Raw genomic sequence first — 25,402 nt, forward strand, 5'->3', positions numbered from 1 at the left:
AGAACGCCCTATACCGCTTCGATCAATACCATATCGATAGTAAAAGAGCCGTCCTCTTCAATGGCGAAGAGCGAGGTGACATCGGAGCTGGCACATGACTGCAATGCGCGGATCGCAGCGATATGCGTGTCGGGTGTCTGCATTCTTGCGGTCCAGGTGGTGAAATCCATGCGCAGGCGGGCGGTAGTGAAGGAGCGTACTGAGAAGCCCGCGCGGCCCAGCATGTTCAGCCATTCATACGGCGTATAATCGCGTATATGCGATGGATCGCGCAGTAACTCTACAGCCTGCAAATGGGTGTCTGCCGCGGCAGAGGTTTGCGGTGCGCAAATGTCCACGAACAGGGCAGGGGCACCGTTTGTCAGCACGCGCCGTGCTTCTGTCAGCCCGGCCTGTGCGTTCTGCCAGTGATGGGTGGAAAAACGGCAGGTGAGAAAATCGAACGCTTCATCGGTGAAAGGCAGTTTCTCGGCGGGTGCTGCTGTCCGATCGATATTATCGATTCCGCGCCGGCCCGCTTCGGCAGCGACTTCTTCCAGCATGTCAGGGGAAAGATCGCTTGCCATCACACGATCCGCATGAGCGGCCAGCGCATAGGCGACATGTCCTCCGCCGGTCCCCAGATCAAGAGCGCGGGCAGGGCGGCACTGATGAGCCCGCTCAGCGATCCAATCGAGATCCGCACCGCTCGCATGAACGCTACTTGTGACATAAGCATTTGCGGTGGAACCGAATTGCCGGTGAATCAGATCGGTGTGTTTCATATTCATGATGATGTCCTTTCACCTCCATCATGACCTGCTATAAACCTGTTACAAGAAACATAATTATACTGGTATAAATGTTGATATGACGAGCGATGAACAGCGCAAATTGCTAGGTGCATTTGTGCGGGCAAGGCGCGAAAGCCTGATAGCGGAACGGAGCGGGAGACGGCGGACGCCTGGATTGCGGCGGGAAGAGCTGGCTGACAGGGCACATATCAGTGTGACCTGGGTGACATGGATCGAGCAGGGGCGTGAAGTGCGCCCCTCCGCCGATACACTGGACCGGCTGGCTGTGGCTTTGTGTCTTGCACGAGCGGAGCGCGAGTACCTCTTTGCGCTGGCAGAGCGGGAGGATCCCGCCGATCCCTTCGCTGTCTTGCCCGATGACGCACCGGCTTCGATCGTCACGCTGGTGGAGAATGTGCCATGGCCCGCCTATGGCCTCGATCCCATGTGGAATCTGTGCTGCGCCAATAATCAGGCACAAACCCTGTTTACCGGCCTGTTCGAAGGGGCCGATCAGCCCAATCTGTTGCGCTATACTTTCACCCATCCCGCAGCACGTGAGCTGCTGCCCGACTGGGAGAAACGCGCTCTGCGTGTTCTTGCCGAGTTCCGACGTGATTATGGTCGTAAACATGGCGATCCGCGCGTGCAGAGCATCGTCGACTGGCTATGCGAAAAAAGCGATGTCTTCCGCATGGGATGGGGTAGACAAACCGTTGCCGAACGCGAAGGCGGCCGACGTAGTTTCCATCATCCCACAAAAGGCCTTGTGACATATGTGCAGCATACGCTGGCCGACGCTGAACGTCCCGATTTTCGCCTTGTGTTTCTTCAACCCGATGGGTGATGGCTAATATACTGGTCCTGCCTGATTATCGGGTGAGTGTTCTGATAAAAAAGCGGGTTACCTTGCTGTTGAACCGGGCATGAAAGGCAACACGGTCGAAACCCGATTCATCGGAGCCGGTGCTCGATCCGCTGTTATAAAACAGCTCGAAGCTGGCTGACTAAAGTGAGTGGCAGGCTTTCCTATTGGGGCACTGGCCTAATAAGCTCGGAGATGAGATGTATGGTTGTTACATCCCGGCAGGTGCAGGTAGGGCGGGTGGCTTCTTGCCCACCGCCCGAACGTGCCTCCAACTCTGTTCACTTAAGAAAATCGCTGACTTTCCGGCCTTTTCTATAGCTTGCCTTGTCGGGATAAAGCGCTTCATAGACCACGGCATTTTCGATTACGCGCTGAACGTAGTTCTTGGTTTCGAAAATCGGGATTTCTTCGATCCAGCGCAGCCAGTCGACCGATGTTGTACGCGGATCACCATTGGCGCGCAGCCATTTGTTCACGTTGCCGGGACCCGCATTATAGGCCGCGACGGCGAGTGGATAGGAGCCGTCGTAATAATTCAGCATACGCTGGAAATAGCCGTTGCCGAGCCGGACATTATAGGACGGATCATCGATCAGTGAGGCGGACATATACTGGATGCCTGTCTTTCCAGCCTGTTCGCGCGCCGTGCCGGGCATAAGCTGCATCAGCCCGCGTGCACCGGCCCAGCTGATGGCATTATCGGCAAACTGGCTTTCCTGACGGGCAATGGCATGAACCATTGTCCAGTCCGTGCCCCGCGGTGTGTCCAGCGTGGGATAAGCAAAGCGGGTGAAGCCGGTCAGGCCGTCTGCACCGGCGGCTTCACCGACATTGACGGCCAAATCCCGCCGGCCGATTTTTTGGGCAAGTTCCGCCACCAGCAGGTGATCGTCCAGTGTATCGGCACGCTTTGCAATTTCACGATAGAAGCGAATGCCCGTGCTCCACGGCGCATCGCGGGCGACTTCGGAAACGGCCTGAGTCAGCGGATCGGCATAAAAGGTTTCACGTTCCTCGCTCGTCGGTTGCACGGCAGGGAGGTCACTGAAATCGGGAATCGGCCGATCCAGTGCTTCGAGCGCCAGCAAACCATAAAAACGATCGGGATATTGCGCCGCCATGTCGTAATAGCCGCGCGCTTCTTCCATATTGCCGGCACGTTGCTCTGCAAGGCCGGCCCAGAAAAACCCCTTGGAACGGGTTTGCGGCGTTTGCGCTGCTGCTCCGTAACGAAAGAAGAGCGGGGCCGCTGAAGCCGGATCGCCCAGATCCCACAGGGCTTTCGTCCCTCCAAGCCACATCAGTGACGTGTAATCGTCTCGCAGCTTATAGGTTTTGGAACTGATATCCGCGCCCGGGGCGAAGCCGTCATCCACCGAAGCGGCGATACGCATGGCGCTGCGCGCGTCTGCGATTTTGGCCACATTGAGCAATTCCTCAACCCATTTGGTCTGGTCGAATGGAAGCTTACTCAGTTTGGGGCGGTTGGCGAGCATAGTGACGGCTGCGGAAGGGCTCCCTTCCAGCCGCAATTCGCGCGAACGGTTAAACAGATAGCCTGGATCGCTGAATGCACCGGAAAAACTGGTCGCTCCGTCGCCACCCTGCAGAATTGCCAGCCGGGCGGCAAAAAGCGGGCGTCTGGCAGGCGAAGCAAAAGCGATCTGCCGTTCGGCGGCTTCCCGATCTCTTTGCCAGAGCAGCGCATCCAGCCGTGCTTCGTGGTCCTCGCTCGTCAGGCGTTGACCGAACATGGAATAGATACTGGCTTCGGCGGTTTCGTCCATCTCACCATCACGCCATGCTTCACGAGCGACGCTGAAGGCATCATTCGGACGCTGCGTGGCCAGAGCCAGTGCATATTGTGCCCGGGCCTCATTGGTAACCGGCGGATTACGATCGAAAAAGGCGACCAGCTTGGCCGGGTCGACGAATTCCTTGTCCAGCCGGGCTTCGGCATAGGCCTGCAATTTCGCGGTGTCGGGAAAATCCGGATAAGTGCTCACAAAATTGGCGTAATCGTCGAAAGACAGATTGTTTGAAGATGTAAGCTGTTCCCACCGGCTGACAGCCTGAGCCATGCGACCCGGCTCTCTGGCGACCAGATTTTGCCGGGCTTTGTCCCATTGGGCAGCATCCTGCGCGACGGCAGGCGCGGAGGCGCTGACGGTGGAAGCGAGAAGAGTTGCAAAAAGAGTTGTACGGACCATGCTGGACATTATGGCCTTTGGCTCCTTATCAGGCGCTGAACGGGGAAACCCGGAAAGGACTCATGCACACGGCATGAGTTTCTGTTTTTATGACTGAATTGCGGGAGCGGCGCAAATGTTCTCAGGTTCGATTCCGGCCTTGGCGACTCCTTTTCGCGACGGAGCGTTCGATGAAGACGCGTTTCGTCGTCTTGTGGACTGGCAGATTGAAAGCGGTTCCAAGGCATTGGTGCCTTGTGGCACGACAGGAGAAAATTCGACACTGTCCAATGCCGAGCATCATCGGGTAATCGAAGTATGCGTGGAGCAGGCGGCGGGCCGCGTGCCTGTCATAGCGGGTTGTGGCAGCAACGATACGATGAATGCCCTGCTGCATATGACCTTTTCCAAGAAATGCGGTGCCAGTGCCGCTCTGGTGGTCGCCCCCTATTACAACAAGCCGAGTCAGGCCGGCATCAAGGCGCATTTCGCCTATCTTGCTGAACATATCGATCTGCCGATTATTCTTTATAATGTGCCAGGTCGTACCGTCACCGATATTTCACCGGAAACGGTTTGTGAACTCGCCAAGGCCTACCCAGACCGTATTGTCGGGATCAAGGATGCGAGCGGCGATCTGTCACGCGTAGTAGATCATCGGATGGGGATTTCCAAAGATTTCTGTCAGCTTTCGGGCGATGACGAACTGGCGCTTCCGGCGAATGCTGCCGGCGCGGTGGGTTGTATATCGGTGACCGCCAATGTCGCGCCGAAACTATGTGCTGAATTCCAGCAAGCCTGCGTCGATAATGACATTGTGCGTGCGCGCGAGCTGAACGATCTGCTTTATCCGCTCCATTATGCGATGTTCGAGGATTCCAGCCCCGGCCCGGTAAAATATGCGCTTAGCCGTGTGCATGACTGGTTCAGCGATGAAGTGCGCCTCCCGCTGGTCCGCTGTAACGAAGATGCACGTAAGGCTGTGGATGCGGCGCTCGAAAATGCCGGACTGATCTGATTGACGGAATGCAGTGCAAAGAGAGCGCGGAAGAGTAAAAGCTTTTCCGCGCTCTCTTTTTGTTAGCGCACAGGGCGGATGCCGGCGTGTCAGTCTGCCGGATTATATTTCTGCACGAAGCTGAGCGCTTCCTTTAACATCCGGTTGCGTGTGCTGGACCGCGACAGCCAGTGATCTTCGCCTTCCAGTTCGACAAGTTTGTAGGGCTTGCCCGCATCTTTAAGAGCATCGGCCATGCGTTTTGAATGGGCGAATGGCACGACAGTGTCATCCATCCCATGAATCAGGAGGATTGGAGCATTGGCTCTGTCAGCTTGTTTGTCCGGCGAATACTCCACCAAATTATCGCGCGGGCCTAATTCTTCGAGCAAGCGTTGCTGTGTCAGTTTGGAGCGGCCACTTTCCTCAATATAGCCAGTACGATACATTAACTGCAGATCGCTTACACCGCTATAAGAGATGGCACATCTATATTGATCCTGCTGAATAGTTACTCCGGTCAATGCCGCATATCCGCCATAACTTGCCCCCATGATGCAGGCACGTGCAGGATCGATGAGTCCTTGCTTGGCCAGTTCTGCAACACCATCCGTGATGTCGGTCTGCATTTTGCGGCCCCATTCACCGTACCCGGCGCGTCTAAAGCTCATATCTTGATCGGTAGAGCCACGAAAATTGGGTTGAAACACAGCATAACCGCGTGAAGCAAAAGCTTGGGCCCACCAATCGAAGACAGGTTCGTCATGTGAATGAGGTCCGCCGTGAGGGAAGACAACGAGGGGAAGGTTTTTGGTCTCCCGCTGAGGAGGTAATGTTAAAATACCGCTCATTTCGAGACCGTCGCGGGCGATATAATCAATTTTACGAATTTCGCCGATTTGGTCTGCTTTGATAGCAGGTCTTTCAGAACCGAGCGGAACCAGTTTATTCGATGCAAGATCGACCATATACCAGCTTCCAGAAATGCCTGATCCGCTGCGTCGCACGATTACTTTTTTTACGTCATTGGACCAGCTTATCATAGATGTTTTGCCACTAGCCATCGATCCCCAGATCTTTTGAGCTGCTAGTTGGTCTTTTTTAGCAATGAATACGGGAAGGCCGGCTTCTCTAAAATAGCCATCCATTAAACCGTTCGTTTCATTACAGGAAATAGCCGTTACGTTTTTACCGGTCAGAATTTCTTTCGCCTCTCCACTCGATAGATAAACCTTGAAATAGTGGTTCTCTTCATCTTCATCGCTGTTTTCTCTATAAATGACTGATTGCCCCTCTGTCCCAAGGCAAAGGAGTGCGATCCGTGCATCCGGCTTTTGACCTTTGGCGATCGTCTTGCCTTCAGGGCCGGTAATTCGCCAGTCGCCGTTGCGTTTGTAAAAGTCGAATTGCGCAGCGATTTCGCCCTCCGGTCCGACGATCCAGTCTCGATAGGCGCCTTCGCTAGCAGGGTAGGATGCAATTTCAGGTTCATTGCGTTTTATATCGACGGCGAGCAGCGCAGGGCGACCATGATCGAACTTGTAAGTTCCACTGCCATTTTGCTTGAAGAGTATGCCGCTGAAATAGCCGACCCACTTCCCTTTGACCTTACGAATACCGTAGTTTCCAAAAACAGCGTTGGCGATACCGCGCTTGTTGAGAAAAATGGTCTCGACATCTTCATTGACATCCATTGGGACGATCATAACGCGATAAAATTCCATTTTGTCGCCCACATAGCCAAATGGTAACTCCTCAGTCTGGCTATAAGTGAGAAGCAGATATTCGTCGCCAACCCACTGCAAGTCACGTAGCTTGGTATCGCCAACAGCGATAGAACGGATGGGCTGCATAGCGGTATCAGTCAGAACAATCTGGCGTTTGTCGCCTTTAGTCATGACGAGAGCGAGCCGCTCTCCGCTGGCTGAAAGTGCAGCATCGTCAAAAAGAGGCAACTCACCATAAGCATCGAGCGGTGGCGGTGTCTCCTGTGCGGCCGCAGGATGTATCATAGCAATAGACGCAACGCTGCACAGCGCGCGCATGGCATTTCTTATACTGAGCACTATTTCCCCCGGGTTTTACCCAAGGTTATTGTTTGCATTTGAAGGAGCGGACAGCAAGCCTTACTTTTATTCTTTGCAGTATCCGGTTCGTTGTTTGATGTGTTGAAGTCGCTCTATGGAGCGAATCCATTATGAGGGAATGCTGCAATACGCAGGAAGATGCGGATTTCTCATCCTGCATCTTTCGCTTTTCGTGCAGGCGCCCTACATGCCATCCAATTATGGCACGTCCCAAACCTTCCACTTTTGACAAGCACAAGACCGTGGCCGAGAATCGGCGGGCGCGGTTTGATTATTACATCGAGGAAACCTTCGAGGCGGGCATTGCACTCACCGGAACCGAAGTGAAGAGCCTGCGCTTTGGTGAAGGTTCCATTGCTGAAAGCTATGCTGAGGTAAAGGGCGGCGAGGCCTGGCTGGTCAATTCGAATGTGCCCGAATTCAGCCATGGCAACCGTTTCAACCATGAGCCGAAACGTCCGCGCAAATTGCTGCTGCATCAGCGTGAAATAAATCGCTTGCATGGTGCAGTGGAGCGCAAGGGGATGACGCTGGTACCCCTGTCGATCTATTTCAATGGCAAAGGCCGGGCCAAGGTTGAACTCGCGCTCGCCAAGGGCAAGCAGGCGCATGATAAACGCGCTACGATCAAGGATCGTGACTGGAAGCGTGACAAGGCGCGGATCATGCGTGAAAAAGGATAGATGAGTAACGGGAAGAAAGTTTCATGCAATTAAACGATCCGTTCAGCCGGTTCGTGGCATGGTATCTTTCATAGAATCGGCTTTGGTGTAATGGGAGAATTATGAAACGCCGCCTTAGCAAATGGGCACGCAACCAGATGCCGACACGAGAGCAGCTCGCCGAGAGCCGCTATGTGCGTCATCTTGCGCACCGTGCCGAATTGTGGCGGTTGACGCGCCGGTCGGTTCCGCGCGGAGTGGCCATCGGCCTGTTCGTCGGCATCTTCGCTATGATACCGGGTGTACAAATGGTAGGGGCCGCGCTGATGTGCGTGCCTTGCCGTGCCAATATTCCCCTCTCTGCAGCGATGACGTTCTTGTCCAATCCCGCTACGACACCGTTGATTGTGGCAGCGGCGCTTTGGCTCGGCAGCGCGATGGGATTTCATTCCGATATGGCCTCTTTCCGTGCATTGATGACCGATGGCGCAACTCTGGGGGAATGGACGCATTGGTTGCTGTCTGACGCAGCACCGGCTCTTATTACCGGGCTCTTCGTCATTTCTCTGGTCGCGGCGATTCTGGGCTATCTGATTTCGATTGTCGTCTGGCGTGGCATTGTTATGCGGCGGCGCCAGAGGCGTCTCGGACAATATTCGGCCTTTACCGCGGCGGAATAATGAAGCTTCTTGCCGATAACGGCCAGCCGCCTATGGCTGACACGGTGCTGATTGCAGCGGCGGCGCTGGTCAGCGTTGCGCTGATTTTTCTGATTACCGGAAGCCTGTTAGTATCCGTTTCCTATGCTGGCGGGCTGGTCGTATTAGGACTCATGGCGCTGGCTCTGCTCCGTCGACGGCCGGTGGTGCAGAGCGAAACGACTATGACTGCCGACTGGTCTGTTGCGCTTGTGGCCATGGAACAGGATGATCGTGCCATTGCTATTACCGATCGGGCAGGGCGCTTGATCTGCGCCAGTGCAAAGTTCGATGAATGGTTCGGATCGGCTCATGCCCCACCGCGGCTGCCGCTCAATCCGGAATCGGTTGAGGCTTTGTCGCGACTGGCCCGGTCCGCCTGGCGGGATGGACGCGATGGTGGCATCATTGTCGCTGGTGATAAAGGCAAGTGGGAGGCAGAAGCCGAACGGGCAGGGCGCAGTGACGAATATCTGGTTTGGCGTTTTACGTCGACTGCCAGGGATGACCCCAAAATCGTTATTTCACGTCGCCTGCGGGACAGTTTTGGCGAGATGATGTCCCATGCCGGGCTGGAACTGGCTGTAGTTGGTCCTGAGGGAGCGATCATAGCCGTCAATCAGGGTTTCGCCCGGCGTGCATGTGGCGATGAGTCGGCCAGTCTGGTTGGCCAGGATTTTGTTGCGCTTTTGCGTAGCGACGATCGGGAGCGGATCTATTACAGCCGCGAAGGGCGCGAAGGCAGTCCTCAAACGCTGGTGCAGGTACCACTAATCGATCCGTCAGATCCGGATACAGATACTGCACATGCAGCCAGTCTGATGCTGCTGCTCGATACCGGTGTGGGAATTGGCGGCTGGGGCAGTGAGAATGCTGCGCAGGGAACGCAGCTTGAAGCTTTGCTTGGGCAATTGCCGCTTGGCCTCGCGATGGCGGATCGCGACGGGCGGTTTCTGTTCGCCAATCCCGCCTTCCGTCGGGCCTCCGGTGTAGAGAAGGCCGATTTACCGCCTTATCCGTCGGATCTCGTCGTAAAAGAAGACAAAGCGGCCATATCCGATGCGGTGCGCCGCTATGGGCAAGGTCTGGTCAATAGTGGCGATATGGCCATTCGTTTGCGGACTGAACCTGACGAACCCGTTTCGCTGCGGCTCGCCGGTATTCGCGGCATGGGCGAGCCGGCGGTACTGCTTTGCCTGGCCGATACGACGGTAGAGAATCGGTTGCGCCGTCAGGTTGCGCAGGCAACCAAGATGCAGGCAGTCGGGCAGCTTGCCGGCGGCGTCGCTCATGATTTCAATAATGTGCTGACCGCGATCATTGGCTATTGCGATCTGATGTTGCTGCGTCACATTCCCGGCGATAGCGATTATGACGATATCCAGCAGATCAAAGCCAATTCCAACCGTGCGGCTTCACTGACACGGCAGCTTCTGGCTTTTTCTCGTCAGCAGACTTTGCAGCCCGAAGTGCTGCAATTACCTGATATCATTTCCGAAGTGTCGCAATTGCTGAAACGACTGCTCGGTGCCAAGATCACGCTCGAAACGCATCACGATCGTGATCTTGGGCCGGTGCGCGCCGATCCGCGCCAGCTTGAGCAGGTTATTATCAATCTCGCAGTGAATGCCCGCGATGCCATCCAGTCACAGGATAAGGCGGGCGAACATGCCACCGGTACACTGAGTTTTACGACTCACTGTGTCAGCGCTGCCGATATCCGCCGGATGCGCAGCGACATAATTCCCATCGGGGATTATACCGTGTTGATTGCTGAGGATACCGGGGGAGGGATACCGGCGGCCTATCTGCCGAAGATTTTTGAGCCTTTCTTCACTACGAAAGAGCAGGGAAAGGGAACCGGTTTAGGCCTCTCCACCGTTTATGGCATCGTTAAGCAATCGGGTGGGTTTATTTTTGCGGATAATGTTCCCGGTTCGGACGGTAAGGCGCAAGGCGCGCGTTTTTTGATCTATCTGCCGGTCTACGAAGGTGGCGAAGCGGAGACTGATCCGGTGGTGGAATCGGAAGAGGCAAGCGAATGGTCGGGTGGTGGCCGTATCCTGCTCGTCGAGGATGAAAATATGGTGCGCGCCGTCGCTGAGAGGGCACTTGTCCGGCAAGGCTATACCGTTATTTCAGCCGAGGATGGTGATGAAGGGCTTGAAATCGTCAGGGCTGGCGGGGAGCCGTTCGATCTGGTGGTCAGCGATGTGGTAATGCCGAGTATGGACGGGCCGGCCATGGCGCGTGAAATTCGCAAGCTCGCACCCGATTTACCGGTACTTTTTATGTCCGGTTACGCTGAGGAGCAGTTGCGCCGGGAAATCGACATTGATGGAATGCATTTCATTCCCAAACCTTTTTCAGTTCAGCAGATTGCGGTCAAAGTGGGAGAAATTCTGCATGGCGGGCAAGGTTGATTCTGTCCTGATGTGACACAATGGTGTTCTTCTCTTGTTCTTTTGGAACAAATTGAGTACACAGCTTTCCAGTTGATGAATTGGGGCTCCCCCCTAGGAAACCGACGGAGGTCATGTCATGGCTGCAAATCTCAAAGTGGTTGAAGCTAAGGAAAGCAACGTGGATCGTCAGAAAGCGCTCGATGCCGCACTTGCCCAGATAGACCGGGCCTTCGGCAAAGGGTCTGCCATGAAACTGGGCAGTCGCGAAGCCATGCAGATCGAATCGGTGTCCACGGGCTCGCTCGGTCTGGACATTGCGCTTGGTATTGGCGGATTGCCGCGGGGCCGGATTATCGAAATTTACGGGCCGGAAAGCTCGGGCAAGACGACACTGGCGTTACATGCCATTGCCGAGGCACAGAAGACAGGCGGTACGGCTGCTTTCGTCGATGCCGAACACGCGCTGGATCCTGTCTATGCCAAAGCGCTGGGCGTGGATATCGATGAACTGATCGTTTCGCAGCCTGATACCGGGGAGCAGGCGCTCGAAATTACCGATACGCTGGTACGCTCCAATGCGATTGATGTGCTGGTCGTGGATTCGGTTGCCGCTCTTGTACCGCGCGCTGAAATCGAAGGCGAAATGGGGGATAGTCATGTCGGCCTTCAGGCCCGCTTGATGAGCCAGGCGCTGCGTAAGCTGACCGGTTCGATCAACCGCTCGCGCTGCATGGTGATCTTTATCAATCAGGTCCGGATGAAGATCGGTGTGATGTACGGCAATCCCGAAACCACGACGGGTGGTAATGCTCTGAAGTTCTACGCTTCGGTTCGCCTTGATATTCGCCGTACCGGACAGATCAAGGATCGCGATGAAATTGTCGGCAATGCGACACGCGTGAAAGTAGTGAAAAATAAAGTGGCTCCCCCTTTCAAGCAGGTCGAATTCGACATCATGTATGGGGAAGGTATTTCCAAGATCGGGGAAATTCTTGATCTTGGTGTCAAAGCCGGTCTGGTCGAAAAGTCAGGAAGCTGGTTTTCCTACGATTCGATCCGGATCGGGCAGGGCCGCGAAAACGCCAAGAAATATCTGCGGGACAATCCGGAAGTCTGTGACAAGCTTGAAAATGCTATCCGGGGTAAGACCGATGAGGTGGCCGAGGAAATGATGACCGGACCTGACAAGGATGATGGCGAAGACTGATAGTGATTTGCAATATTGATTAATGAGGGGGCAGAGCGTAACACTCTGCCCCCCTTTTCTGTTGCAGGAAGTGATATCGCATGCCGGATAAGAATGAATGGCAAGCACGGATGGGAGATAAATGGGCGCAAGAATGGCAGCGCACCGATCTCAGTTTCTCCCGTCTTACACCGCATCTCCTCACGCGTATTGCCGGGCAGCCTTCTTCTCGCATTCTCGATATTGGTTGCGGGGCAGGGGAAACGGCCATCGCTCTCGCCAAATCTCATCCGCAAATTAAGATTGTCGGTCTCGATATTTCCCCGAGCTTAATCGAAATTGCCCGTCAGCGTGCACGGGCAGAAGGCGCGAATGTCACTTTCGTCAACATGGATGCGTTGCGTTGGCAGGCAGAGGACGGCTTTGCACCCGATTTGCTTATCTCTCGCCATGGTGTGATGTTTTTCGACGATCCATCTTCAGCCTTCGGTCACCTTGCTGATGTTGCGGCTCCGGCAGCCAGGCTGGTTTTCTCCTGTTTTCGATCCACCGATGAAAATCCTTTCTTCACAAAAATGAGTGAATTGCTGCCTGCTCCGGACAGGATGGTTACTGATCCGACCGCACCGGGGCCTTTCGCTTTTGCGGATAAGGATCGTGTTCGTTCGATTTTGCAGGACGGGGGCTGGGGCGATATCGCTTTCGAAGCCTATGACTATCCCGCTATCGCCGGGGAAGGTCGTGATGCTGTTCTCGACGCAGTCACCTATTTCACTACGATCGGTCCGGCAGCACGCGCTATGGCGCAGATGGAAACAATGGAAAAAGAGCGATTACGTGAAGGGATTCGCGAAATTGCCATGAAAAACTGTTCTGACGGCATCGTTTCCCTGCCTGCGGCAGTCTGGATTGTCTCTGCGACAAAGCGATAGAGGCCAATTTGCGGCAGTCTTTCGTCTGATCGGGAGAATTGGTGAGCCTAAGCGGTCAAATCCGCTTGTCCTGGGCGGCTCCACCGCCTAATTCCGCCCCATGTACTCGACGAACGACATCCGCAGCGCCTTTCTCGATTATTTCGCCTCGCAAGGCCATGAGAAAGTGCCGTCCGCTCCGCTGGTCCCGTATAACGACCCGTCCCTGATGTTTGTGAACGCGGGCATGGTCCCGTTCAAGAATGTTTTTACCGGTCTGGAAAATCCACCGGCGCCGCGAGCTACCACCTCGCAGAAATGCGTGCGCGCCGGGGGCAAGCATAATGACCTCGATAATGTAGGGTATACCGCACGCCATCTGACATTCTTTGAAATGCTCGGCAATTTCAGTTTTGGCGACTATTTCAAGGAACAGGCAATTTCCCATGCCTGGCATGTTGTAACCAAAGAGTTCGGTCTCGATCCGTCACGCCTGCTTGTGACAATCTATCACACGGATGATGAAGCTTTCGATCTTTGGCGCAAGATTGCGGGTTTGCCGGAAGACCGGATTATTCGCATTGCCACTAAGGATAATTTTTGGGTCATGGGATCGGATGGTCCATGCGGTCCGTGTTCGGAAATTTTTTGGGATTATGGCCCTGACGTTGCCGGTGGTCCGCCGGGATCACCAGAAGAAGACGGTGATCGCTTCGTCGAAATCTGGAATCTGGTTTTTATGCAGCATTTGCAGGCCAATGACGAAATTGTCAGCGACCTGCCGCATCCCAGTATCGATACCGGCATGGGACTCGAGCGGATTGCATCAGTGTTGCAGGGGCGCCAGAACGTTTTCGATATCGATACATTCCGCAATCTGATTTCTGCGAGTGAGGATCTGACCGCAACTCGTGCGGAAGGAGAGCAGCGCGCCAGCCATCAGGTAATTGCCGATCATTTGCGCTCGACCAGTTTCCTCATCACCGATGGCGTTCTGCCTTCTAATGAGGGACGTGGGTATGTCCTGCGTCGGATCATGCGCCGCGCCATGCGCCACGCCCATCTTCTGGGGGCAAAGGACCCCTTGATGCATCGTCTGGTGCCGGCGCTCATCACTGAGATGGGGCAGGCCTATCCGGATCTTACCCGTGCACAACCGTTGATTCAGGAAGTGCTGGAGCGTGAAGAAACCCGTTTCCGGCAGACGCTGGAAAAGGGTCTGCGTCTGCTCGATGAAGAAACGCGCGGCATGGCTGACGGGTCGGCTTTGCCCGGTGAAACCGCATTCAAGCTCTACGATACTTATGGCTTCCCATACGATTTGACGGTCGACGCACTGCGTGAACGTGGCCTTGATGTTGATCGTGAAGGATTCGATGCCGCTATGGCGCAGCAGAAAGCTGCGGCGCGCGCAGCGTGGAAGGGTTCCGGCGCGGCTGCCGATAGTGAAGTCTGGTTCGATATTGCCGATCGCGAAGGCGCTACTGAGTTCACCGGCTATTCTGCTACGGCGGGCGATGGCCATGTGGTTGCGCTGGTCGTTGACGGCAAGGAAGTGGACAGTGCGGAGGCAGGGCAGAAAGTTACCCTGCTGACCAACCAGACGCCTTTTTATGGCGAAAGCGGCGGTCAGATGGGCGATACGGGCCTCGTCACCGGTGACAAAGGGCTGCGGATCGCAATTACCGATACGACCAAACCGCTGGGCCGGTTGCATGCGCATCATGGTGTGATCGAAGAAGGGGGCATTGCAAAAGGCGATACGGTGCATCTTGCTGTCGATGCAGAGAGGCGGGATCGTATTCGGGCCAACCATTCGGCCACTCACCTTGTCCATGCGGCCTTGCGTAATCGTCTTGGCGATCATGTTACGCAAAAAGGGTCTCTGGTGGCAGAAGACCGTCTGCGTTTCGATTTCTCGCATCCCAAACCGCTGACGGTGGAGGACATTGCGGCTATCGAAGCCGAAGTGAACGAAGAAATCCGTCATAATGAAGATGTTAATACGCGTCTGATGAGCCCGGATGACGCTATCGAAGCTGGTGCCATGGCGCTTTTCGGTGAAAAATATGGCGAGGAAGTGCGTGTTCTTTCCATGGGGCGCAGCAACTGGAACGGTTCGGGGAAAAATTATTCGATCGAGCTGTGCGGTGGTACGCATGTTCGTGCAACGGGCGATATCGGCCTGTTCCGTATCATTTCCGACAGTGCCGTATCGTCCGGCGTTCGTCGTATCGAAGCACTGACCGGTGAGGCTGCAAGGCAATGGCTGGTGGAGCGTGAAGAGGCGCTCAAATCGATCGCCGGGGTGCTGAAGACCACCCCAGAGGACGCTGAGGCCCGCGCTAGCGCTTTGGTAGAGGAGCGTAAGCGGCTCGAAAAGGAACTGGCCGAAGCGAAGAAGCAACTGGCTCTTGGCGGCGGTAGTGCGGCCGATGCATCAAAAGATGAGAATATTGGCGGCGTCACTTTCTCGGGCCAGGTGCTTCAGGGTCTCAATCCGAAGGATCTGCGCGGTCTGCTTGACGATGCGAAAAAGCGTATGGGCTCCGGTGTTGCCGCTATTGTGGCAGTCAATGATGGCCGTGCTGCCTTTGCCGTGGCGGTGACTGACGATCTGACCGATCGCTTCGATGCGGTTGCTCTGGTGCGTGCGGGTGTAGCTGCACTGGGCGGTAAGGGCGGCGGTGGCCGCCCCGATATGGCGCAGGGTGGCGGACCGGAAGGTTCGAAGGCTGACGATGCGCTGGCTGCAGTTAAGGCAGAGCTGGCCGGCGAAAAGGTGAGTTGATTTCAACCCGGCTTCTCTATGGAGAAAAAAGCCCGGCTCTGAAGAGGAGCCGGGCTTTTTTATAACGGAATCAGGCGCTGTCTGCTGTTCTGGTCCGCAATTGCGGTGTGTAATCCAGCTCTCCGCCTTCCTGAATACTCTTGCGGAATTCATCTCGTTTGGCGTGGATCGATGCGATCACCGGACCGACCGCCACTCCCAGATCGACCAGCACCGCTTCGGAAAGCTGGAGCGAGGCTTCCAGCGTTTCGGGCACGGCATGTGTTGCGCCATTGCGATAGAGTTCGGCTGCATGGGCACCATCACGTGCACGGGCAATAACCGGCAAGTCGGGATAGTTATTGCGCAGTTTACGGGTCAGTTGCTGCGCCAGAACCGGTTCGTCCATCGTCAGGATGACTGCCGGTGCGGTATCGATTTCCAGCTTGCTCAAAGCATCATTGCGTGAAGCATTGCCAAACACAGCATTGTACCCTTCCCGCTTGGCCTGTTCCACCATATCGGAATCGAAATCGATGGCTACATAGGGCTTGTCATGGGATGCGAGCATATCGGCTACTAACCGGCCGACACGCCCGAAACCGACAATGATGACACGATGGGTGCTTTCATCGTCCCTGAACTCCGACAGATCGGGAGAAGGCTCGACCCTCTTGGCTACCAATCGGCCGAGCAGGGCGAGAAGGGGCGTGATGGTAAGGCCAATGGCGGTGACGATTTGCCAGAATTGTGCTGTTCCGGGCTGGATCAGCATAGCTTGCGCAGCTGCAGCCAGCACGATGAGCGTCGTTTCCGAGGGGCTGGACATGAGAATACCAGTCTCGGTGGCGGTGCCGCGGCGCGCGCCCATCAGGCGCAGGAGGATACCTGTCACCAAGGCTTTGAGCGCCAGAACCGACACTACGGCGATGGCGATGGGAGCGAGGTTGTTCCAGATGGTGGCCAGATCAATACCCATGCCGACGGTAAGCAGAAAAATCCCGAGTGCGAGGCCCTTGAAGGGCTCCATGATACTTTCGACTTCATTGTGATATTCGGTCTCGGCAATCAGCAAGCCGGCGATCAGTGCCCCCACGATAGGCGAAAGGCCCACAGCCGAGGTGGCAAGGCTGGAGCCGATGACTACGAGTAGCGATGCGGCGAGAAAGACTTCGGGGCTCTTGGTTCGCGCTGCCTGAGCGAATAGACGGGGCAGGGCATAGCGACCGACGATCATCATTGCAGCGACGACAGCCAGACCCATCCATAGCGTATCCACCAGACCTTCCAGTCCACCGGCATCGGCATAAGGGGCCAGGGCGCCGAGCAGGAAAATAATCGGCACAATGGCGATATCTTCGAACAAAAGCATGGAAAGGGCCGCACGGCCGACAGGGCTTTGTGTGCCGGACATTGGCAGGACCAGCGCTGTGGAGGAGAGGGCCAGAGCGAGTCCAAGCCCGAGAGCCCCCGTCCAATACTGGCCGAGCATACACAGCATGGCCGTTATCAGCATTGAGATCGTCAGCAATTCGAGCGCACCGAGGCCGAAAACCAGTTTTCGCATGGCCCACAGACGATTGAAGGACAGTTCCAGCCCGATAGTGAAAAGGAGAAGGATAATGCCGAATTCAGCGAAGGGATCGAGCGCCTCGGGTTCGCTGATCGTGACATGGACGAGCCACGGATAATCCAGCACCATCCGGCCAAGGCCGTAGGGGCCGACCAGCAGGCCGACCAGAATGAAACCGATAATAGGCGTGATACGAAAACGGGCGAAAAGCGGGATCACAATGCCGGCTGCGCCAAGAATGACCAGCGCATCGGACAGGACAGAGGAATTGAGTTCGCCGTGCATATATTTTCTTTGTCATTCCATTGTGATCGGGTTCATTATCCGGGAGACGTATTATGCTATCGGATGTCGAGCGGAAACCGGGCTTGTCTGGTTATGCAAAATGTCTGCCCCGTTGTGGTGAGGCAAGCCCCTTTGGGTGATCTGCTCACAAGGTGCGATACAGAATGGGTTTAAACAGGTTTTTCCGGCCCGATCCCGACAGAGCTTTAAACAAGCGCAGCAGGCGGGCATGAATTTTACGTTCTTCCGGCTCGCCCTTAAGCTTTATTTCGCAGATGTCAGCCTTTTGGCCAGAATACGGGCAAGGAAAGGGGAAAGAATAACGACCAGAATAAGGCGGGTCATCTGCATCGACATGACCAGCGGCACATCGACATTGCTGGTCGCAGCGATAATGGCGATCGAGTCTGCCCCTCCCGGGCTCGTTGCCAGATAGGCGCTTAACGGGTCGACATCGAGCAAAAAGACCAGTGCGAGCGCAAGCAAAGCGCAGAATAACAACAGTAACGCGGTGGATAGCATGATCGCGGGCAGGGCTCGCGAGACATGGCGCAGAACCTGCCGTGTAAAACCGAGACCGATCCGCCAGCCGATTATGAGATAGGCGGGGATGAGCAGCCAGATCGGCATCGTGACATTCAGAAAACCTGCCAGTTTCAGGCTGCCCATTACCAGAAGCGGGCCAAGTAAGGCACCTGCGGGAATACGCAGAAACACGGCTATGCTGGCTGCAGCTGTGGCGATTAGCATGGCAACTGAGATATGCAGAAAAGAAGAAACCTGATCGGGATCGATATCGGATGGGACATTTCCCGTAGCGTGAACAACCAGTGTGGTAATGATCGATGCCAGTCCGGCGACTGCCATGGCACGGACATATTGCATGAAGGCAACGAGCCTCGGGTCGGCCCCGAATTCTTCGGACATTAGCGTCATGGCGCTGGCTGCACCGGCAGAGCTGCCCCACAGAGCAGTGGTTCCGGGCAAGATTTCCATTCGCGCCAGAATATAGCCGACCAGAGAGGTCACGCCGATAGTAGCCAGAATGATTCCCAACAGCAGAGGAGCCTGCTGAATAAAGGCAGCCATGGCATTTGCAGAAAGACTCTCAGCAATCAGGCAGCCGATAACGACCTGGGCAAAGATATGCGACCGCTCAGGTAAACTCAGCCTGATTCCCTTGAGGGCAAGTGTTACAGCGGCGATCATGGAACCGAGCAACAAAGCCGCGGGAACGTGAAGCGCCATAAAGATAGCGCATATCAGGGCTGACGTGCCTGCCAGCACGATCCAGCGCACTATGTAAGGCAGTCGCGTCAATGCCGTTGGTTGAGGCAGGTCGGCGGGCGTTTCAGGCATTCACGGTCCGGTTTCTCGCGACGGGCGGATAGATTGTCCATATGGCAGCTTTGCAAATTGTGCCACAACAGGATGGAGAAACAGGGCGGGCCATCTCGTCGGGGAATAATCTATGAATAGCGATGCAGATAAGAGCCGGGCAGGGCAGGTATGGACGATGGGGCGGGTCGCCGCAGCGGCGGTGATGCTGTTGGCGATACTGGGCGTGGCTTTGGTGCTGGTCGATCTGACGCGTTTCGTCATGCTGATTTTTGCCGCCACGGTGCTGGCAGTGATTTTCGATGCGCTCACACGTCTTATCGCCCGCTGGACTCGTTTGCCCCGGGCCGGCGCACTGATCTGTGCCGTATTCGTACTTGTGGCGGTTTTTATTGGGGCTTTCATCCTGTTTGGCTCGCAGATGGTGAGCGAATTCGACACGATCAGGGACAGTTTGCCCGGCGCCATGGAACAGGTCGAGGATTTACTCGATCGGTTCGGGCTCGGAGAAAGCGCACGTAATCTTGTGAGTCAGGGCAGTAGCGATTTTTCCGGATTGATCGCCAAGGCCGGCGGGTATCTGCTGGCGGCAGGCAACGGGATTGCCGATCTGGTTCTCGTTTTTGTCGGTGCCATCTTCATTGCTGGCGATCCGGCAGTTTATCGCCGTGGACTGGTATTACTGGTGCCGCGCGCCGCGGAAACTGTCACTGGTCAGGTTCTCGATGATGCCTGGCGCGGATTGCGCGGCTGGATGATCGGACAGCTTTTTTCCTCCATTTTGGTGGGAATATTGACCTGGGCGGGGCTTGCAGTTCTCGGCGTTCCCGCTGCGGGCGGGCTGGGGCTTATTGCCGGTCTGCTCGATATTATTCCGATGGTTGGGCCGATCATAGCCGGAGTACCGGCAGTTCTGCTGGCCTTTACCGTTTCTCCCATGACGGCTGTGTGGACTGTCGGTTTATTCCTGGTGGTTCAGCAATTACAGGGTAACTTCCTCCAGCCGATGATCCAGAAACAGGCGGTGAATGTGCCACCTGCTGTGCTGCTTTTTGCGGTTCTCGGCGCCGGTATGCTGTTCGGTTCGCTGGGGGTTCTGCTGGCTGCACCGCTTACTATTGTGCTTTTCGTTATTATCCAGCGAGTCTATGTGCGCACACTGCTGGGCAAGAATATTACCGTTGCCCGTGAAGGCATGGGCGAAGAACCGGCTGACTGACTTATGCTCGCTTAATGAACCGAAGGAGCATTCACTGTCGGAACAGGAAGGGGCGTCGGAACGGAAATAGCGGAAAAGTCTTATCGTGACAGCCTTGAGATCGAGCCTGAAAGTGAAGTGGGCCAGAGGGAACTGGCCTACATAAAAGAAAACAGGCCCCACGACTGAACCGCAGGGCCTGTTTGCAATCGGCGTAAGCCGGTGTGGGATCAGGCCCAGTTGGCCATTTCGGCTTCGAGCCCGTCCACAATGGCTGCGAAGAACTGCTCGGTGGTCATCCAGTTCTGGTTAGGACCGATCAGAAGCGCGAGATCCTTGGTCATCTTGCCGCTTTCGACACAGGAAACACAGACCTTTTCAAGCGTTTCGGCGAAGCGCACAACATCGGGTGTTTCGTCGAAAATGCCACGATATTTCAGGCCGCGGGTCCAGGCGAAGATCGAAGCGATCGGGTTCGTGCTGGTCGACTTGCCTTCCTGATGCTGGCGATAGTGACGGGTCACTGTGCCATGGGCAGCTTCGGCTTCCACGGTCTTGCCGTCGGGAGACATGAGAACCGATGTCATCAGGCCGAGTGAGCCAAAACCCTGCGCGACGATATCGGACTGTACGTCACCGTCATAGTTTTTGCAGGCCCAGACGAATTTGCCGCTCCACTTGAGGGCGGAAGCGACCATATCGTCGATCAGGCGATGTTCGTACCAAATCTTCTTAGCTTCGAATTTTTCCTTGAAGCCTTCGGTTTCGAACACTTCCTCGAAGAGATCCTTGAAGCGTCCGTCATAAGCTTTGATGATCGTGTTCTTGGTGGACAGATAAACCGGCCAGCCACGATCAAGCCCGTAATTGAAGGATGCGCGAGCAAAGTCACGAATCGAATCGTCCAGATTATACATCGACATAGCGACGCCCGAACTCGGGAACTGGAACACTTCACGGTCGATTACTTCACCATCTTCGCCTTCGAAGACAAGACGCAGCTTGCCCGGACCCGGAACGCGGAAATCGGTGGCGCGATACTGGTCACCGAAAGCGTGACGGCCAACGACGATGGGATCGGTCCAGCCCGGAACAAGGCGCGGCACATTGTCGATCACGATCGGTTCGCGGAATACAACGCCGCCCAGAATGTTACGGATCGTGCCATTGGGGGAGCGGTACATGTGTTTGAGGTCGAACTCTTCCACACGCGCTTCGTCGGGGGTGATCGTGGCGCATTTCACGCCAACGCCATGTTCCTTGATCGCATTGGCAGCGTCGACGGTGATCTGGTCATCCGTTTCGTCACGCTTCTGGATCGACAGGTCGAAATATTTGAGATCGACATCGAGATAGGGCTGGATCAGCCTTTCACGAATCCATGCCCAGATGATCTTCGTCATCTCGTCGCCATCGATCTCCACGATGGGGTTTTTGACCTTAATCTTCTCCATATGCGGGATTCCTGTCTGCCTTGGTTTTCTACTTGCCGCGCTGTGTACGGGGGCAACGGGATGAGTGCAAGAGAGGGACAGACAATCAAAACCCGCCCGTGCAAAGAGCAGGGCAGCTCATCCAATTACGCCATGGTCTGAAGCCGGTATATTGCGACAGGTAGCTATTCAGGCGCTGCCTGTCGCAATATTACCGGAAGCTTCAGAAGCTCCGCTTGACCGAAATCTGCCACTGGCGAACTGACCGAAACCGCCTTGCCCCTTGGAAAGGTTGACATTGGGTACAGTGCCTGCCGCATTAGCAATATCGGAAGCGCTACGTTTTTCGAGCAATTCACCAGTATAGGCAGAAATGGCCAGCGGTGTGTCCTGGAGTGTCTGGTCGCGAAATTGGGCGGTGACGACAATTTCGTTACCGGTTTCGGTTCCGGCATTCGGTCCGCTGTCATTGGTAACCGCGCCACTCTCGTCAGGCTGTGATCGCCTGTTTCAGGCAGACATTAGGAAGGTATGTATTCCGGCGCTTGTCTGTGAACGACGGGCAATTGTGTTTTTACGACACGGAAGGTCGGAAAACCCTGACGGAATTGCCTGCGTTTCCGGCCGGATGGGATAAGGAACAGCTCTACAGGGAGCTGAAATTAATACATTTCTGGTAAACGTTAAGCGCTTGAACAGCGGAAAAATGCCATTGAGGATCGGTAAAAACCAATGGTGAGGCGTCTAATGGCGATGGAGGCTTCGATAAACCCGTGGTGCACAGCCGAACCGCCGGGAAAAGGCGCGGCTGAAATGGCTCACGTCATTAAAACCGGTATCGAAGGCGATATCGGTGATCCGCGCCTGACCGTTGTCCGATGAACCAAGTATCTTTTTTGCGGCCAGTTCCAGTCGCTGGTCGAGTATAAACTGACGCGGCGTTTTGCCGCAGGAAGCAAAGCTGCGCTGTAATTGCCGCATACTCACTCCGATATTGTCGGCCACTTGAGTTACTGACAGCTCGGGGTCGTTGAGATGATGGAGAATATAGGCAACTGCATCGCGTCTGACCGTATACGCGATTGAGGATTTTCCTAGATCTTCACGCAATTCCGTACCGTCACAGACCAGCCGGAATACATCGGATAGAATATCACCCAGCAAATCGTACCATTCGCCGTCCGGATCTGTCAGCAAGGCATGGCGGCTGGCGCGAATGACTGATGCGGCCAGTGCGACCGGGGGCAGCCTGCCCGACAGGCGGCGGCCGATGATTCGTTCAGGGTCGGAAACATTTTTGAGAACGGTGGTGAAGGGGACTTTGACGAGAATAAGCCCGGAAGTCTGAGCAGACAGATTGCGCCACGGTCTGGCAAGGTCACGAATGACCATGTCACCCGCTGCAAGATCGAGATCCCACTTATCCTGTGACAGATTACACCCGCCATGGTCCACAACAGTCAGGACCAGTGCATCGCGATCCGGACTGGCCCAGTTGCCGATCTGGGTTGCAGAACTCAGAGCGGTAGCGGGCGATGTTTCCATGAAAACCAGCCCCATCGAACCGACATCGATCCTTTTGAGACTGGCATTGAAGCTGGAGCGGTCGACCGGATCGACAACCATTTCACATAACGTGTCACTGCCAAATTCATTCCAGCGACGGAGCCGTTGGGCCTCGGGAACCGATGCGGTAGAGAATTCCTGCCAGTTTGCTTCAAGCATGGCTTTACCTTCTGACACTGGCCCGTTTGTGTGATGGTGATATTGCGTTGGGAAGAGTGCCGCAAAGCATAGCTGTTATATACATTGCTTCCATTCTCGGCGCTTCGCCTTCCGTATCCGCTTTCCAGTCCCGGCTCACCATGATCGGGACGTTTCCGCACAACAGGGCTATATTCGTTATAAGCTGGATATTTTATGTGAGTTTAGCAAGAGGGCGTGCGCTTGTCGCGTTTTGGCCAGTCGGCGTCGCCCGAAGCCAAGACATCGTTCTCCTTCCTCAATATCGCAGCAACCCAACGCAATAAAGATGATGGAGGATTGCGCATGACAAGGTCGCTTCAGAACAAGATCGATCAATCCGGCGGTGCATTGGACATGCTCCGTAACGCACAGAGTGGAGCCTATGCTTTCCCTGTGCAGCCCGAATTCACCAATTGGCGGGAAGAACAGCGCGCATGGCGTGAAGGCGTGGCCCTGATGGACCAGTCTTTTCACATGACGGACCTGTATGTCGAAGGTCCCGATGTGATGAAATTCGTGTCCGAACTGGCGATCAACAGCTTCGCGAAATTCGGAGATAACAAGGCCAAGCAGTTTATCGCCTGTGCCCCGAATGGCTATCTGATCGGCGATATGATCATTTTTGGCCTGAGCGATACGCTGGTCAATATCGTCGGTCGTCCCACGGTAGCTAACTGGGTCGAGTTTAAGGCGCAGACGGGCAATTACGATGTGAAATGCGATCGTGACGAACGTTCTTTGCAGAACCCCAAGCCGCGCAAGACATTCCGTTTCGAAGTTCAGGGTCCCGATGCATGGGCGGTTCTCGAAAAGCTGAATGGCGGCACAATCGATCAGCCACGCTTTTTCCAGATGGGGCAGATCAATGTTGCGGGAACAACCTATCGTTCGCTGCGCCACGGGATGGGTGGTGCGCCGGGTCTCGAATTCTGGGGGCCTGTCGAACATTATGACGACGTCAAGGCAGCTATTCTGGAAGCCGGTAAGGATTTCAATATGCGCCAGGTGGGCGGTCGGGCTTATTCCAGCGCAGCTGTGGATTCCGGCTGGCTGGCTTGCCCGATGCCGGCGATCTATTCGGATGATTCCATGAAGGAATATCGCGAATGGCTTCCCGCTGCGAGCTTCGATGGCATTGCTTCGCTGGGTGGCAGTTTCATCTCCGACAAGATCGAAGATTACTATTTCACACCGTGGGAAGTCGATTATGGTCGCCTGATCCGTTTCGATCATGACTTTGTTGGTCGTGAAGCTCTGGAAAAGCGCGCCGAGGACCAGCATCGCAAGAAGGTCTCGCTGGTTATGAATCCTGATGATACGATGGCTGTTTACCGCAGCCAGATGACACCGGGGCAGAATGGCAAGGCAATGGAAATGCCGACCGCGCATTATGCGTCCTACCCCTATGATCGCGTGCTCAATGCAAAGGGCGATCATGTTGGTGTGTCCACCTACACGTCGTTCCTTGCTCCCGATGGCGCATGGGTCACGCTGGCTGTGGTTGACGAAGAATTCGCGCAGGAAGGGACCGATCTGACCATTTTATGGGGTGAGCCCAATGGCGGTTCCAACCGTCCTACGGTTGAGCATCATCAGCAGATGCCGGTCCGGGCAACAGTATCGGGCTGGCCGTTCTCCAAGCTGGCCCAGTCAGGCTATCGGCCTGAATAATTGACCTGATATTGGCAGACTTTCTGCTCTCTGTAAGTGAAAGGGCGGGCGGCGATACTATCGCCGCCCGCCCTTTCCTATTCGAAGATTGCCTATCACATCTCCTGAGTGAAGCATCTTTCAAACTGGAGCATGGCATCCGCTCGCTGCGCAATATTCACACAGTGGGATTGTCGATGTCGATGTCGAAGGCAGGCGGATTGTTGGCGGTGAACCGGCCAGGGCGATAATCGCTCCAGCAGACTCGCCAGGGGCCGTTATTGTCGCGCCGGACGCGAAACTGCTCGTTCTCGCGTGTCAGATCGGTCTCCTTGAATGAGCAATATGCTCTCAAGTGACCGGTGCAAATCCGGTACAAGTCTATTATCGCAGAGACCGAAAACCTTGCACCAGGAGCATTTCGCCGGAGCGACACCGGAGTGGGCGCAGAAATTAACTGCCCAAATGCTAGTTGGGAATCTACGGAAGACAAAGAAAAACCCGCTATTTCAGCGGGTTTTCTTAAAGGTCCGAATGGTGGGCGTAGGAAGAGTTGAACTTCCGACCCCTGCGATGTCAACACAGTGCTCTACCACTGAGCTATACGCCCACTTATTCGTCGACGCCGGTTTC

The 25,402-nt window shown here is 55.3% G+C and carries 19 protein-coding genes and 1 tRNA gene; 10 read left to right on the plus strand and 10 right to left on the minus strand.

What is annotated here, in order from left to right; all coding sequences use genetic code 11:
• Positions 1-8: 8 nt before the first annotated feature.
• Positions 9-770 (minus strand): class I SAM-dependent methyltransferase, encoded by a 762-nt coding sequence (locus tag D6851_RS12045; RefSeq protein ID WP_120325144.1) that lies wholly within the window; start codon positions 768-770, stop codon positions 9-11.
• A gap of 79 nt (positions 771-849) precedes the next feature.
• On the opposite strand from D6851_RS12045, the gene D6851_RS12050 reads away from it, so the two are divergent.
• On the plus strand, positions 850-1,620 hold the full coding sequence (locus D6851_RS12050) for a helix-turn-helix transcriptional regulator (protein WP_120325145.1): 771 nt from the start codon (positions 850-852) through the stop codon (positions 1,618-1,620).
• A gap of 299 nt (positions 1,621-1,919) precedes the next feature.
• Here D6851_RS12050 and D6851_RS12055 read toward each other — a convergent pair whose 3' ends face one another.
• On the minus strand, positions 1,920-3,860 hold the full coding sequence (locus D6851_RS12055) for a lytic transglycosylase domain-containing protein (RefSeq protein WP_120325146.1): 1,941 nt from the start codon (positions 3,858-3,860) through the stop codon (positions 1,920-1,922).
• A gap of 106 nt (positions 3,861-3,966) precedes the next feature.
• Between D6851_RS12055 and dapA the strand changes: the two genes are divergently transcribed.
• Positions 3,967-4,848, plus strand: a complete 882-nt coding sequence (gene dapA / locus D6851_RS12060; protein ID WP_120325147.1) for a 4-hydroxy-tetrahydrodipicolinate synthase — start codon at positions 3,967-3,969, stop codon at positions 4,846-4,848.
• A gap of 89 nt (positions 4,849-4,937) precedes the next feature.
• Here the strand turns inward: dapA and D6851_RS12065 are convergent, their stop codons facing one another.
• The gene (locus D6851_RS12065) at positions 4,938-6,872 is read right to left on the minus strand and encodes an alpha/beta hydrolase family protein (protein WP_238474073.1); all 1,935 of its coding nucleotides are present in this window, start codon (positions 6,870-6,872) and stop codon (positions 4,938-4,940) included.
• 242 nt (positions 6,873-7,114) lie between these two features.
• Here D6851_RS12065 and smpB point away from each other — a divergent pair, with 242 nt between their 5' ends.
• From smpB to alaS, 6 genes are all read left to right on the plus strand, one after another.
• On the plus strand, positions 7,115-7,597 hold the full coding sequence (gene smpB / locus D6851_RS12070; RefSeq protein WP_120325148.1) for an SsrA-binding protein SmpB: 483 nt from the start codon (positions 7,115-7,117) through the stop codon (positions 7,595-7,597).
• Between the two features lie 101 nt (positions 7,598-7,698).
• A complete protein-coding gene (locus D6851_RS12075) occupies positions 7,699-8,256 on the plus strand; it encodes a DUF2062 domain-containing protein (RefSeq protein ID WP_120325149.1) in 558 nt (185 codons plus the stop codon).
• Positions 8,256-10,697, plus strand: a complete 2,442-nt coding sequence (locus D6851_RS12080; RefSeq protein ID WP_238474074.1) for a hybrid sensor histidine kinase/response regulator — start codon at positions 8,256-8,258, stop codon at positions 10,695-10,697. Before D6851_RS12075 ends, D6851_RS12080 begins: the two co-directional genes overlap by 1 nt.
• Before the next feature lie 118 nt (positions 10,698-10,815).
• The gene (recA, locus tag D6851_RS12085; RefSeq protein WP_120325150.1) at positions 10,816-11,886 is read left to right on the plus strand and encodes a recombinase RecA; all 1,071 of its coding nucleotides are present in this window, start codon (positions 10,816-10,818) and stop codon (positions 11,884-11,886) included.
• Positions 11,887-11,966: 80 nt separating this feature from the next.
• On the plus strand, positions 11,967-12,797 hold the full coding sequence (locus tag D6851_RS12090) for a class I SAM-dependent methyltransferase (RefSeq protein WP_120325151.1): 831 nt from the start codon (positions 11,967-11,969) through the stop codon (positions 12,795-12,797).
• Between the two features lie 100 nt (positions 12,798-12,897).
• Positions 12,898-15,567 carry an alanine--tRNA ligase gene (gene alaS / locus D6851_RS12095; RefSeq protein WP_120325152.1) on the plus strand — a complete coding sequence of 890 codons (2,670 nt, stop codon included), beginning with the start codon at positions 12,898-12,900 and terminating at the stop codon, positions 15,565-15,567.
• Between the two features lie 70 nt (positions 15,568-15,637).
• On the opposite strand, the gene D6851_RS12100 is transcribed toward alaS, so the two are convergent.
• Both D6851_RS12100 and D6851_RS12105 read right to left on the minus strand, forming a co-directional pair.
• Complete coding sequence (locus D6851_RS12100) at positions 15,638-17,404, minus strand: cation:proton antiporter domain-containing protein (RefSeq protein WP_120325153.1); 1,767 nt, start codon at positions 17,402-17,404, stop codon at positions 15,638-15,640.
• Between the two features lie 264 nt (positions 17,405-17,668).
• The gene (locus D6851_RS12105) at positions 17,669-18,763 is read right to left on the minus strand and encodes an AbrB family transcriptional regulator (protein WP_120325154.1); all 1,095 of its coding nucleotides are present in this window, start codon (positions 18,761-18,763) and stop codon (positions 17,669-17,671) included.
• A 112-nt stretch (positions 18,764-18,875) separates the two neighbouring features.
• Between D6851_RS12105 and D6851_RS12110 the strand changes: the two genes are divergently transcribed.
• Entirely contained in the window at positions 18,876-19,961 is a 1,086-nt protein-coding gene (locus D6851_RS12110; RefSeq protein WP_120325155.1) for an AI-2E family transporter, read from the plus strand.
• A gap of 209 nt (positions 19,962-20,170) precedes the next feature.
• Here the strand turns inward: D6851_RS12110 and D6851_RS12115 are convergent, their stop codons facing one another.
• The 3 genes from D6851_RS12115 to D6851_RS12125 form a co-directional block, all read right to left on the minus strand.
• Positions 20,171-21,394 (minus strand): NADP-dependent isocitrate dehydrogenase, encoded by a 1,224-nt coding sequence (locus D6851_RS12115; RefSeq protein WP_120325156.1) that lies wholly within the window; start codon positions 21,392-21,394, stop codon positions 20,171-20,173.
• A gap of 168 nt (positions 21,395-21,562) precedes the next feature.
• A complete protein-coding gene (locus D6851_RS18285) occupies positions 21,563-21,802 on the minus strand; it encodes a TonB-dependent receptor plug domain-containing protein (RefSeq protein WP_120325157.1) in 240 nt (79 codons plus the stop codon).
• Positions 21,803-22,117: 315 nt separating this feature from the next.
• Positions 22,118-23,098, minus strand: coding sequence for a helix-turn-helix domain-containing protein (locus D6851_RS12125; protein WP_120325158.1), 981 nt, complete (start codon positions 23,096-23,098; stop codon positions 22,118-22,120).
• Positions 23,099-23,422: 324 nt separating this feature from the next.
• Here D6851_RS12125 and D6851_RS12130 point away from each other — a divergent pair, with 324 nt between their 5' ends.
• A complete protein-coding gene (locus tag D6851_RS12130; protein ID WP_120325363.1) occupies positions 23,423-24,790 on the plus strand; it encodes an aminomethyltransferase family protein in 1,368 nt (455 codons plus the stop codon).
• A 157-nt stretch (positions 24,791-24,947) separates the two neighbouring features.
• Here the strand turns inward: D6851_RS12130 and D6851_RS17780 are convergent, their stop codons facing one another.
• A complete protein-coding gene (locus tag D6851_RS17780; protein ID WP_183030085.1) occupies positions 24,948-25,124 on the minus strand; it encodes a hypothetical protein in 177 nt (58 codons plus the stop codon).
• A 180-nt stretch (positions 25,125-25,304) separates the two neighbouring features.
• Positions 25,305-25,379 (minus strand) — tRNA-Val (locus D6851_RS12135).
• Positions 25,380-25,402: the final 23 nt, after the last annotated feature.

It is taken from the genome of Altericroceibacterium spongiae (assembly GCF_003610805.1).
GTDB classification, from domain to species: Bacteria; Pseudomonadota; Alphaproteobacteria; order Sphingomonadales; family Sphingomonadaceae; genus Altericroceibacterium; species Altericroceibacterium spongiae.

What these genes read in the sequence shown, in the direction of transcription:
- D6851_RS12110 (WP_120325155.1), top strand. Translation starts at nt 18,876, where the DNA reads ATGAATAGCGATGCAGATAAGAGCCGGGCAGGGCAGGTATGGACGATG.
- D6851_RS12055 (WP_120325146.1), bottom strand. Translation starts at nt 3,860, where the DNA reads ATGTCCAGCATGGTCCGTACAACTCTTTTTGCAACTCTTCTCGCTTCC.
- D6851_RS12130 (WP_120325363.1), top strand. Translation starts at nt 23,423, where the DNA reads ATGACAAGGTCGCTTCAGAACAAGATCGATCAATCCGGCGGTGCATTG.
- dapA (WP_120325147.1), top strand. Translation starts at nt 3,967, where the DNA reads ATGTTCTCAGGTTCGATTCCGGCCTTGGCGACTCCTTTTCGCGACGGA.
- D6851_RS12105 (WP_120325154.1), bottom strand. Translation starts at nt 18,763, where the DNA reads ATGCCTGAAACGCCCGCCGACCTGCCTCAACCAACGGCATTGACGCGA.
- D6851_RS12045 (WP_120325144.1), bottom strand. Translation starts at nt 770, where the DNA reads ATGAATATGAAACACACCGATCTGATTCACCGGCAATTCGGTTCCACC.
- alaS (WP_120325152.1), top strand. Translation starts at nt 12,898, where the DNA reads ATGTACTCGACGAACGACATCCGCAGCGCCTTTCTCGATTATTTCGCC.
- D6851_RS12075 (WP_120325149.1), top strand. Translation starts at nt 7,699, where the DNA reads ATGAAACGCCGCCTTAGCAAATGGGCACGCAACCAGATGCCGACACGA.
- D6851_RS12065 (WP_238474073.1), bottom strand. Translation starts at nt 6,872, where the DNA reads ATGCGCGCGCTGTGCAGCGTTGCGTCTATTGCTATGATACATCCTGCG.
- D6851_RS12050 (WP_120325145.1), top strand. Translation starts at nt 850, where the DNA reads ATGACGAGCGATGAACAGCGCAAATTGCTAGGTGCATTTGTGCGGGCA.
- D6851_RS12080 (WP_238474074.1), top strand. Translation starts at nt 8,256, where the DNA reads ATGAAGCTTCTTGCCGATAACGGCCAGCCGCCTATGGCTGACACGGTG.
- D6851_RS12125 (WP_120325158.1), bottom strand. Translation starts at nt 23,098, where the DNA reads ATGCTTGAAGCAAACTGGCAGGAATTCTCTACCGCATCGGTTCCCGAG.
- D6851_RS12100 (WP_120325153.1), bottom strand. Translation starts at nt 17,404, where the DNA reads ATGCACGGCGAACTCAATTCCTCTGTCCTGTCCGATGCGCTGGTCATT.
- recA (WP_120325150.1), top strand. Translation starts at nt 10,816, where the DNA reads ATGGCTGCAAATCTCAAAGTGGTTGAAGCTAAGGAAAGCAACGTGGAT.
- D6851_RS12115 (WP_120325156.1), bottom strand. Translation starts at nt 21,394, where the DNA reads ATGGAGAAGATTAAGGTCAAAAACCCCATCGTGGAGATCGATGGCGAC.
- smpB (WP_120325148.1), top strand. Translation starts at nt 7,115, where the DNA reads ATGGCACGTCCCAAACCTTCCACTTTTGACAAGCACAAGACCGTGGCC.
- D6851_RS12090 (WP_120325151.1), top strand. Translation starts at nt 11,967, where the DNA reads ATGCCGGATAAGAATGAATGGCAAGCACGGATGGGAGATAAATGGGCG.